The sequence below is a fragment of the Streptococcus sp. DD10 genome, assembly GCF_001578805.1.
Lineage (GTDB): Bacteria > Bacillota > Bacilli > Lactobacillales > Streptococcaceae > Streptococcus.
Window position 1 is genome coordinate 1 of sequence record NZ_KQ969169.1, and the last position, 4467, is coordinate 4467.

Sequence of the window (4467 nt, forward strand, 5' to 3'; positions counted from 1 at the left end):
GTTGCCTCTACATCTTTTTGGTGTTTCTTGACTCTGCTCCAGTTTTCATGCGTATGCGTGGGAATCGTATCTAAAAATTGACTTGTTGGGCAGATTACTCTATACTTAGTTGTTGAGGAATTTGATAAACATTTGCCATGTTTACAAAAATAGCATCCTCTCCTTTTAGAAGTTATCTTCTAAAAGGATTAGAAATTGGTTTATATGAAAGAAAAGATGACGTGCTCCTTTAATCAGCGACAATTATTCTCTTTGCGTAAGTACAAGGTAGGTCTTTGTTCAGTGTTACTAGGGACAGCTTTGATTTTCGGAGGTGCGCTAGCTCATTCTGTTAGTGCATCTGAGATAGAGGAAACCCCTACAGTTACAGAAAGCTTTGCTAGTGCAGAAAACAGTACAGCAGCTAGTCTTGTTGATTCTCCTTCATCTGCAACTCCTACCCAGTCAGATACAGAAATAACAGCACCGGTAGTCAAGACTACAGCTGGTTTTGATGAGTTAAAAAAAGAAGATGACTATTTTGCTCGTGAGATATTTAAGCCTTCAGAAGTGGCAGTCGTAGACGATGTTGTGACAAGTGATAAGACAGAAAAGAGCATTGATCTTAGTACAGACTTGAATAAAATCAAAAATTTGACCAATGCAACTATTCATGTTGAATTTAAAGCGACAGAAACGACACCTAATTTATATAGCGTGTTTTCTACCTCTAGTACCTCAAATCCAAATGAGTATTTCCTTTTAGGAGTAAGTGGAAATACTCCTGTTGTAGAGGCAAGAAGCGGAAAAACGGGTAATTATCAGTATGACCGTTTTGAAGACGGAAAGGAAAAAATTCGTCCAAACGAGTGGAATTCATTAACTTTTACTATCTCGCGTCCTAATGTAAATACAGATGCTGGCGAGGCAAGACTTTACGTCAATGGTAGGTTATCAAAATCCTCTACTAAATCAGGTCTTTTCTTGACAGCTATGCAAACCTTGACTAATATGCAGTTGGGAGCAATGCAACGTGGAAATAGTAAAGTTTGGGGCACTAATCTAGATATTCGTAATTTAACAATTTATGATTATGCTTTTAGTAATACAGAGGTAGCACAACGAAGTGCTATTTTTCTTCGAGACCCTCAGGGAAACGAAGCTCTTAGTCCAGCTGAATTGACAGAAAAGCAAGCGATTTTTCAGTCTGGATTGAATGGCCAGAAAAATAGTGAGGGAATCCACGCTTATCGTATCCCTGCCTTATTAAAAACAAGTGATGGGACTATTATCGCAGGGGCAGATGAGCGTCGCTTGCATTCTGCTGACTGGGGTGATATCGGTATGGTAGTCCGTCGTAGTGTGGATGGCGGAAAAACATGGGGTGAACGGATAAATATTTTAAATATTCGAGATAATCCAGCAGCTAGAAGTGCTAATGTGGGGTCACCGGTTTCAATTGATATGACCTTACTTCAAGATCCAAAGACAAAAAAAATCTATTCTATTTATGATGTATTCCCAGAGGGACAAGGTATCTTTGGGATGTCTGAAAGCCGTGAAGAGTCTTATACAATTGTTAATGGTCAAACTTACCAAATAGTTTATAAGGATAATGAAAAATATACTATTCGAGAAGATAGCTTTATCTACGATAGTAAAAACCAAAAGACAAGCTATCATGTTATAACTAAATCCACTAAGTCAACGGATAAATATAGTGATACTGGTGATTTATATAATGGTAGCCAGTTAGTTGGGAATATCTACTTTAATCCGACAGCAACAGCACCATTTCGTGTAGCTAAGGATAACTTTATCTGGATTTCTGAGAGTAGTGATGATGGTAAAACGTGGTCAGCACCACGAGATATTACCCCCCGGGTTAAGAAAGATTGGATGAAATTTTTGGGAACTGGTCCAGGTGCAGGTATTGCTCTAAAAAACGGTCAATATGCAGGGAGACTTGTAGTACCGATGTATAGTACCAACTATGTTTCTCATTTAAATGGGTCACAATCTTCTCGTGTGATTTATTCAGATGATCAAGGTTTGACTTGGCAGATGGGAACTTCTCCTAATGATGGTCGTATTGTAAAAGGCGAAACAATTGATTCTAGTACAATGAAAAACACAGCTGCTGAATTAACAGAAGCTAGCGTTGTTGAACTAAATAATGGTACTCTCAAGATGTTTATGCGCAATCGGAATGGTAGGGTTCAATTTTCTACTAGTACAGATGGCGGTGCTAGCTGGGGTACTGTTGAAACAGTTCGTGATATTCCAGATGTTTATGTACAACTTTCAGCAGCTCACACTATCCAAAACGGAAGGGAATATATTGTTTTAGTCAATGCGAATGGTAGCGGACGTGCCAATGGATATGCTCACCTTGCAGAAGTGCAGGCAGATGGGAATCTGAAGTGGATTAAACATACTCTAGTCCAATCTGGGAAGTTTGCTTATAATTCTGTTCAGGATTTGGGTAACGGTGAGTTCGGCCTTCTTTATGAGCATAGTGAGGGGCAAGAAAATGATTATACGCTCTATTTTAGAAAGTTTAACTGGGATTTTTTAAATCCTACAGTTCGAGCAGTTTCTGCTCAGGTGACGACTGATGATGACTTAGTTTCTATCCGTTATGATGGTGAAGTGCTTGCACGTAAAGGTTTGATTTTGACTCTATCAAATGGTCGAACACTACCTTTTGTCACCCAATATGACAATCGTACCTTGCTCTTCCAGTGGAAACCTGAGGATGAAGGGGCTGTTGTGACAGGGATTCAGGTAGGCACATTAGATAGTGTTACAGATATTCCACTAGATACGACCAAGGTTCGTCTGCCAATCCGTACACGTACAGTTGAACCTACAGATCCGAAAACTATGGGAACTCTACTCTACCCTGGTATCAATAATGAACTGAAATGGCCTTCTGGTTTGAGCTATAATGACTTAAATCAAACAGTAGATCGAACGGTGCAGTATGTTGCAGATGATGGAACCGCATTTCCAAATACGGTACAAACAGTTATATATAATCGAAATGCTGTTGTCAATCTTGTAACAGGAGCAGTCACTTATGGTCCTTGGACACTCACTCAGCAAGAATTTGACAGACTTGTCGTACCTATCCAGGCTGGATATTTATCAGATAAAACGATGATTGCTAGTCAAAAGATTGAACGCGATAGTCAAACCTCCTTACCGCTTTCCGTGGTAGAGCACATCAATTATAAAAAGTTAGGTGCTTGGGTGATCCAAAACCCAATTTCGGAAACGAGCAGAATTTCTTATCCAAATAGCTCCTTGAGTCCGAGCACTATCGGTGATTATCGTATGATTTCGATTCCTTATGTAACGGGTTACCGAGCGATTGGAGAAGATGGAACTTACTTGACGTTAAAAAATACAGCACGTCCAACAGAAGGTTATCTACCGCCAAGTCCTGCTAGTGATGTCACAAAAGATATTCACATTCGCTATGATAAGGATCAGCAAAAAGTCTTGGTTCGGTTTGTTAATCAAGCTAATAAAGCCACTTTATCTACCCTTTCTCTAACTGGAAAAACAGGTGAAGTGATTGATGCGGGTCCCATTGATAAAGAGATATCATCATTTTTGAATAATGGCTACCAGATTATTTCAGATGAATTTCATAAAATTGAAAATCCTATCTATGGGGACGATAGTCGTGTAGTCACTCAGTTTATAATTTCCCTTAAGCCAAGGATAGAAAGGGTTGAAGCTGAACATCCTAAAGAAAGTGGGGCATTTGTAGATAGTCAGTTAACGCTCACATGGCCTTCTGGTTTGACAGAGAAAGACTTGACGAAACCGGTTAGTCGGACAGTTCGTTTCTTGGATGTAGCAGGTAAGGAAATTGCTACAGCACATCATGAAAACATTCAGTATAAACGTATAGCTACTGTGAATCTTGTTACGAAAAATGTTTTCTACACAGGATGGGTCACTGAGAAGAGCAAATTTGCAGCAGTTGCAGCTCCGGTGATACAGGGCTATCTAGCAAATGAATTAGGTAAACCTGAGCTGGCTAGTAATCCTAATACGTCTGAGCAAACAGAGGCAATTCGCTACCGTAAATTGGGACAATGGGTCTTGAAATTACCATCTGAAACGGTAAGTATCACTTATCCTAATGATACTAACAATGCAGGTCGTGTTGGAACTGATATACCATCAGCTCCAGTTGTAACAGGCTATCAAGCTAGTTACCAAGGAAGAAATCTAGCCTTGACTCAAGACGGGACTGGTTATGCTTTGGCACTACCGAAAGATCTTACTCATAATATGGAGATTGACTACATTCGGGTTATAGCCATAGAAGGACAAGTCGAAGTTCGAGAAACGGTATCGATTCCTTATGAACGCTTAACCGAAACCAGTGCAGACCTTTACACCGACCAGAGTCAGCTAAAACAAGCAGGTCGTGTCGGGTCCAAGGAGGTTGTGACAACTTACCAAACC

At 39.9% G+C, this 4467-nt stretch carries 1 protein-coding gene; it reads left to right on the forward strand.

Features of this window, described 5'->3' with window-relative positions; genetic code table 11:
• Positions 1–204: 204 nt before the first annotated feature.
• Positions 205–4467, forward strand: a 4263-nt coding sequence (locus STRDD10_RS09725; protein WP_197458339.1) for a mucin-binding protein, incomplete at its 3' end; no start/stop codon positions are given.